We start from the raw sequence: 6657 nt of genomic DNA on the forward strand, positions 1-6657 counted from the left end.
TGGCGAAGAGTTGGGGGAGCTCGCGCCGGTCCGACGATGCCGACCTCGGCTCACGCGCGGGTGTTTCTCCGCCACGTGGCCTTCGCCGCTGCGGCGGGCGTCGGGAGGGCGAACGCGAAGATGCTGACTACGATCCCCGGCTCAGGCGGCAGTTGAGGGCTGCACCCCGACACAGGCTGCAGCCCTCGGCACCTGTGCTTACGCCGACCAGCCGCCATACGGCACGGTGATGAGTTCCATCGCGTGGCCAACCGGGTCCATGAAGTACACGCCGCGTCCGCCGTCGTTGTGATTGATCGCGCCTGGGTGCTGCCGGTGCGGGTCGGCGTAGTGCTCGATACCGCGCTGTGTGATCCGCGCGTATGCCGCATCAAACTCCGCCTCGGAGACCAGGAAGGCGTAGTGCTGCGGGGTGATCTTGTCTGCGGGGATCGTGGCGAAGTCCAGCGTTACGCCATTGCTCAGGTCGACCGCGAGGAACGGGCCCCACTCCGCGGTGATCTCAACGCCCAGCAAGTCCGCGAAGAACTCGGCAGACTCCCGGTTGTCCCGGGCGTGGACGATCGTGTGGTTCAACTCAACTGACAAGGAATGCCTCCGAGGGCATCTCCCGACACCTCCATGCCTCACCCAGTCGGCGACCGACACGCGATGTCGCTCTGGATCCTAATCGTTGTTCCAGCGCGGCGGTAGGACGGACAGGCTTCACGAGGCACAGGCTGTGGAACCCGAGAATGACCTCTGGGTGTAGCACCTCGTGGGCCCCGGCGAAGGCGACCCACTTCACCGCCCGATTTGGATCCAGGACGACAGCCTCTCGGTCCCCGGATACGTCGCGGATCTCCTGAAGAGTCCATCCCAGGGTTAGTGCGTCTGCCATCCACGGATGATCTCACCCGCCAGGTGTGGACCACCCTCTTAGGAGCGAGGTTGGGCGGTTGCTTGCGCGGGCTGCGGAGATCTGTCCTGGTCTAGGTCCTCGCATCTGCATCGTTGTTGCTGCCAGGTCACCGTGAGTCCTCGCCCGTTCTGGCACGAGAGTGGCACGGTCCTGCGGCGGTGGTGAGGTGGCCGGCTCTTGTCGCCCCCGATGGCCTCGCGCCGAGCATGCGGGTGAGCGTGACCGGCCTCACCACCCGCAGTCGATGTCGGCCGATCCCCCACGGACGACCGGGTCGGTGCTCGTGCCGCTGATCCGCAGAAAACCGCCGCCCCGCCCCCAGTCCAACTCGTACGTGCCTGCGTCGACAGGCCGGTAACCATCGTCGACCGTCCAGGATGCCGACTCGCCCAGGGCCAGGCCGGTGCGCGCCACCGCGTACACCTCGCCATTGCCGATCACGAGAAAGGACGTCTCCCGCACCACGGCCATGCAGCCCCCCGGACCCGCAGGGTGCAGAACGTGGTACTTCGCGTCCGAGATCAGGTCGTCCACCGCTCCCCAGGCAGTGCCAAGCATTGCCGTGACGATCAGCAGCCTGCTCGCCAGCCGTGCCGACGTGGCTCGCTTCGGCGGGAGGCTCGAAGCACCCGCCGGGCGGCCCACCCGGGTGAGGGCCCATCGGAGAACGAGCGACATGACAAGGAGAGCTGCACTCACCCCCCAGCCGGGCACCACCCGCTCCTGCACGACCAACAGGAGGCTGCTCCAGCTCGCCACGGCGGCAAGGGCCAGACTCCCGATGCCTGCTGTCGTGGAGACGGCGGGTGACAACATCACACTGTGCTGTGTACGTGCTTCGGTCACAGCGGGTACGACTCTCTGACCGTGCCGACAGTTGCGCTGAGAGGACGAAGCTGCGACCCGGCGCATTCCAGGGGTCTTCTCGTTCTGCGGCCCTGGCCTCCCCGCAGGGGACCACGGGTTATGGAAGGCGCGTGTCAGGCGTGTGTGAGGAGACGCACCTGCCCCGCCTGCCCCGTACTTTGCGCGGTCAAGGGATCCCATCCACCCCTCTTTCGAGTGAGCGAGAAGCGTGATCGCGTGGGAATGTGGACTCTGAGCAGCCGAGACGCCCCCCGTTCGGCGCTTGGGTTCTAACGGTCTTCGCAACACCCGCGATCTGTGGGAGTTGCGAGGACCCCTTGAATCCAAGGCGAACGAGGGGCCTCTCATGTGCTCTGACCTGCTGCGCGGTCTGTGCCCCCGGCAGGATTCGAACCTGCGACACCCGCTTTAGGAGTTCGATCACTGCGTGGTGCAGGGTGCTGAAACGGCCTTGAACGGCTCGTCGTTGGTCCGGTTGTGTCCGCTTCGGTATGGCGGCGTTTGTCGCCGTTGATGTCAGGTGTGGATGTCAGACAGTCCTGGGGACGATGCTCACCGCGCGGTAGTCGTACCCGTCCTGCTTGAAGCCGGGCGCTTCCCAGATGAGATCGACCTCTTGCCCTGGTGACAGCGTGCGAAAGCCGGGCGCCTGAATGTCGGCGTAGTGGCCGAAGCACCCTCCGGGAGTCTCGGGCGAGTCGAGCACGCCCCACCCCTCCTCGTCCCTCCACTCACGCACAGTCGCAGTCACGGGGACCTTCCGGGGCCCTCTGTGGCGACGCATCCGTCTCTCCTCTCATCCATCCCACAAGATCACAAGGCCTGACCTGCCAGGCTGACACGTTCCTCCGTGGAAGGCACTGTGACACTGGCAGTCAGGAGACTCGAAAGATGCACGGGCGAAGCAAGGATGTGGCCCTTGTAGTGGATTCCGTCGGGGGTCTCGCTGCTACTGAGGTTGAACTCGTGGTGTCGTAGGGGGTGACGGCTGGTCGTTCGCTGCGGTATCACCGGTGCATGCGGTATCCACAAGGGGGCGGGCTGACCGCCGAGCGTCAGGAGTTTCGCGAGGGGTTGCGGCTTCAGGCGGCCGAGAGGTTCGCCGGGGGTGAGGCGAGTTCGTTGATCGCGAAAGACCTGCGGGTCAGTGTCCGCTCGGTGCAGCGATGGCGGCAGGCGTGGGAGGAGGGCGGTCCGCGGGCTCTGCGGTCGCAGGGGCCGGCGTCGCTGCCGAGGCTGAGCGAGGAGCAGTTCGCCCAGCTGGAGGCGGAGCTGGCCAAGGGGCCGGCCGCGCATGGCTGGGAAGACCAGCGCTGGACGCTGGCACGGGTCAAGACGGTGATCGGCCGACGGTTTCACCTGGCCTGCACGGTCCAGGGCGTTCGCAAGTTGCTCGTGCGTAACGGCTGGTCCTGCCAGGTCCCGGCCCGACGGGCGATGGAGCGGGACGACGAGGCGGTGGCCGGGTGGGTCAAGGAGGTGTGGCCCTGCGCGGAAGGCTCGCGGCGGCCCGTGGAGCCTGGCTCGTCTTCGAGGACGAAGCCGGATTCTCCATGACGCCGCCGCATGCGAAGACCTGGTCCCAGCGCGGCCGGACCCCGGTGGTCCGGGTACGGGGCCGTTCCCGCAGACGGGTCTCCATTGCCGCACTGACCTGCTACAAACCCGGCCACCGGTCCCGGCTGATCTACCGGCCCCGCCGGGACGACGGCCGACGCGACGGCCGCAAGAGCTTCTCCTGGCGCGACTACCGGGACCTGCTGATCGCCGCCCACCAGCAGCTCGGCGGCCCCATCGTCCTCGTCTGGGACAACCTCAACGTCCACAAAGCCGCCGACCTGCGCAAGTTCGCCGACGCCCGCGACTGGCTGACCATTTACTACCTGCCGCCCTACGCACCCGACCTCAACCCCGTCGAAGGGATCTGGTCGCTCCTACGACGCGGCTGGCTCTCCAACGTCGCCTTCAGCACCCCCGAACACCTCGTCCAGCGCATCCGACGCGGCTTACGGCACATCCAGTACCGCAGCGAACTCATAGACGGCTGCCTCGCCGAGACCGGCCTGACCATCAAACCCGCCTGAACAACAACACGACACCACGAGTTCAACCTCAGTAACTGGCGCTCCAACAGGCCTCTCAGCGAGCCCTTTCCACCTTAGAGAACGTGCCGCATCAGTGAGAAGCAGCTCATGTTGCTTCGCGGCAGCAGGGCGAAGCCCTGAGCTTGGGAATCACAGCTCTTCGGGCATCGATTGTGGCGCTGACCAGCTCCGACAATCAGCTGCCGCCCCTGTGGCCTGTGTTGTGGGGCACCCATGTTGACTGTGGTTCACCGTTCGATCTGGCACGTACCTGGCACGCCGACACCTGCTTTGCAGGTTTGATCAAGCAGCTCGCTGGACGGTCGCCGCGCAGCCAGCGTTGGCACCGATGCCCGCCCGAAGTTGCTCACCTTCAGCGCCGTTGATGTCAGCCGATGGCCCCATTCGGTTGCGCCGGTGGTGGACAGTGCGGTCGGTTTCGGGCCCCTGGGCCGGTCCCGAGACCTACATCAGATCCGGTAGATGCTTTTAAGATAGGCCTTGGCGACGCCTGACACGCTCGGCCTCCATCCGAGCACCCCAGCCAATCGCTCACATTCCGTCGCGGCCCTGTCTCGCAGGTGCTCATCGGCCCGCACATTCAACACAGCCGGTGCGGCTGCCGTACCGCGAGCAGCCCGAATTGGCTTATCTGGCAGGAATTCGCCTGAAAGGAAAAGCCGCAATCCCTCATTCACTCGATCAACGAGCCGATCGCCAGCCGCAGCAGCGGACGCTTTAATTTGATTCTTTTCTACATGGGTTGTGGCGATGGGGAAATTTATCGGGCCGCTATCAGAAGTAGGGTCTGAATTTCGAAAAGCCCCCAAGCGCCGGGAGCCAAAATGGCGTCAACAGCGCTCGCCAGCTGAGGGCTTCCGACGTCCCGAAGCCTGGCTGACGCTGCGGCCAGCTCTTCACGAAGTGCCACGCCCTTGGAAGATTCCGCACCCACGTGTACCCCTCCCACTGCCTACTCGGCATGAGCAAGAGTAGGGGGCACATGGGCGGCGAGGGGAACGCTTGGGGTAACTGGTCCCGGAACGCAGCCAGGCCTCACCAAGCGCGCTACGGCGGCTGCCGTCAACGCCGCAGCGGCTCGCTGCGGGGGGCGTCCTGACAGATGGGCGCGGACGGTTTCGAACCGCCGACATCTGCTTTGTAAGTTCGCCCAGGCTCCCTTCACGGCTGGCTGTGCCCCCGTCGGCACGCCTCAGCGGTCGCCCAGAGCTGCGGGTGTCCGCCCTTGTTGATGTCATCTGTGGATCTCAGCGGATGTGCCGATGCGCGGCCTGTGCATCAGTGCCCTCTTGCAAGCCGGAGCCGTCTCCCACACCGTGGTGAGGATGCAGCTCGGCGTTCTGACAACGCAGGGGGAGGGCGACGCCTAGTGAGTGCAGTAACACCCTGGGCCAGAGACACCTTCGGCACCGCGGCCGGCCAGCTGGCCAAGATGATCCCCGCCTGCCTCGTGGAAGCCCACGAGCGGGCACGTAACGGCCACGAAGGGGTCCACACCCAGACCCTGGAAGCGTACGGCCATGGGCTCCACGCGGCACAATACGAGACGCTTGCCGCCGGCCTGGCGCCACTCGAGGCAGCAGTAGCCCGGCGGCTACAGGGGCGCACGGTCATGGTCGTCGGCAGCAACGTCATCTATCCCATCCGGTATGCGAAGAAGGATGCGCCGGTCACAGCGGCCAGACTTCGGAACGCTGTCGGCTTCCGAGCTGACCTAATCCGGCGTCACGGCCCCGAGCCGATGCAGCAGTCACTTGACCTCGGCCTGGAGGAGCTGGACGAACAGCACCTGCATCCCGACATCGCGCTCCTCCCGTCCGAGCTACGGCTGATCATCGTGGCGTACGCCTGCTCGATGACGCAGGGAGTCATGCGGGTTGAGTGGGGGTCAGCAGAGCTTCGCCGCGAGGACCGCTACCTCATCTGGCACCGCCACGAGCCGCTCCTCCCGTCGGCCAACCCACGCGCCGCCTAGCCGCGATACTCAGGTCAGCCACAACTGATCACTGACGGCCGTGACCTGCGGCCGTCTACTCGATCACCTCTCTGAACTGGGTGCAGCCGCCGCCAGTTGTCAGCGCTGGTCACCAACGAGCGCCCTTCCGCGGCCCCAGGACGGCCCGGGAGGGCGCTCTGGTATTGGAGCGCGTTGTTCTCGGTGTAGCACCATGCCGCGCAGGAGCCGCACGCGAAGAGTCCTGAAGACCTTCGTTGTGAGGCAGGGTGCCTATATCATTTCGTCCCAAGGGTCGTGAGGGGTGGGTCGATTGATTCTGCGTAAGTTTGTGAGTGAGGTCTAGTGATTCGCACGGTGGCTGACCTTCTTTCAGGAATTCTCCGAGATGAGTTGCCTAAACTCGACAATGCTTCCGTAAAACATGCTCCGACCATCGGGGACATGTATGAGGGATTATCTTCCGCGCTACTGAGTCGCGCTCTTCCGGATGGCTTAGGGCTACGAGTGGTATCCGGGTTCGCCAGCGATGGCCGGGGGCGCCTGTCCGGCCAACTCGACTGCATGGTAGTGAGGGGGGAAGGGGAGAAGCTGCCATACACTAATGCGTACGTGTGGCATGTGAAGGACATCATCGCCGTCGTCGAAGTTAAAAAAAATCTCCACTCCGCGGAGCTCCGTGACGCTTTTACTCATCTCAATACAGTAGGTGAAATCGAGCACGCCTATTATCAGAGTGAGCCCTTTCAGCGTGGCCACTGATCGGGTGACGGGGGCGGAGTGAGGGTGGGGCCGCAACGGACAGGGCTCCCGTGCCGTTGAGGGAGGTG

General features: G+C 65.0%; 7 protein-coding genes. 4 read left to right on the forward strand and 3 right to left on the reverse strand.

The window, feature by feature from the left end:
• Positions 1-198: 198 nt before the first annotated feature.
• The 3 genes from ACIHCL_RS28995 to ACIHCL_RS29005 all read right to left on the reverse strand — a co-directional run bounded on the left by ACIHCL_RS28995 (position 199) and on the right by ACIHCL_RS29005 (position 2552).
• A complete protein-coding gene (locus ACIHCL_RS28995) occupies positions 199-588 on the reverse strand; it encodes a VOC family protein (protein ID WP_399866431.1) in 390 nt (129 codons plus the stop codon).
• A gap of 541 nt (positions 589-1129) precedes the next feature.
• A complete protein-coding gene (locus tag ACIHCL_RS29000; RefSeq protein WP_399866433.1) occupies positions 1130-1720 on the reverse strand; it encodes a hypothetical protein in 591 nt (196 codons plus the stop codon).
• Between the two features lie 577 nt (positions 1721-2297).
• Positions 2298-2552, reverse strand: a complete 255-nt coding sequence (locus tag ACIHCL_RS29005) for a cold-shock protein (RefSeq protein ID WP_399866435.1) — start codon at positions 2550-2552, stop codon at positions 2298-2300.
• A gap of 233 nt (positions 2553-2785) precedes the next feature.
• On the opposite strand from ACIHCL_RS29005, the gene ACIHCL_RS29010 reads away from it, so the two are divergent.
• From ACIHCL_RS29010 to ACIHCL_RS29025, 4 genes are all read left to right on the forward strand, one after another.
• The gene (locus ACIHCL_RS29010) at positions 2786-3325 is read left to right on the forward strand and encodes a transposase (protein WP_399866438.1); all 540 of its coding nucleotides are present in this window, start codon (positions 2786-2788) and stop codon (positions 3323-3325) included.
• Complete coding sequence (locus ACIHCL_RS29015) at positions 3322-3852, forward strand: transposase (protein ID WP_399866450.1); 531 nt, start codon at positions 3322-3324, stop codon at positions 3850-3852. Before ACIHCL_RS29010 ends, ACIHCL_RS29015 begins: the two co-directional genes overlap by 4 nt.
• Positions 3853-5242: 1390 nt before the next feature.
• A complete protein-coding gene (locus tag ACIHCL_RS29020) occupies positions 5243-5848 on the forward strand; it encodes a hypothetical protein (RefSeq protein ID WP_399866440.1) in 606 nt (201 codons plus the stop codon).
• Positions 5849-6184: 336 nt separating this feature from the next.
• Positions 6185-6589: a DUF6602 domain-containing protein gene (locus tag ACIHCL_RS29025; RefSeq protein ID WP_399866441.1), complete on the forward strand. Its 405-nt coding sequence runs from the start codon at positions 6185-6187 to the stop codon at positions 6587-6589.
• Positions 6590-6657: the final 68 nt, after the last annotated feature.

This window comes from Streptomyces sp. NPDC052042 (assembly GCF_044548345.1).
In the GTDB taxonomy this organism is placed as follows: domain Bacteria; phylum Actinomycetota; class Actinomycetes; order Streptomycetales; family Streptomycetaceae; genus Streptomyces.

Excerpts from the sequence above, each read along its gene's own strand:
- ACIHCL_RS29005 (WP_399866435.1), bottom strand. The coding sequence starts at position 2,552 with ATGCGTCGCCACAGAGGGCCCCGGAAGGTCCCCGTGACTGCGACTGTG.
- ACIHCL_RS29010 (WP_399866438.1), top strand. The coding sequence starts at position 2,786 with ATGCGGTATCCACAAGGGGGCGGGCTGACCGCCGAGCGTCAGGAGTTT.
- ACIHCL_RS29015 (WP_399866450.1), top strand. The coding sequence starts at position 3,322 with ATGACGCCGCCGCATGCGAAGACCTGGTCCCAGCGCGGCCGGACCCCG.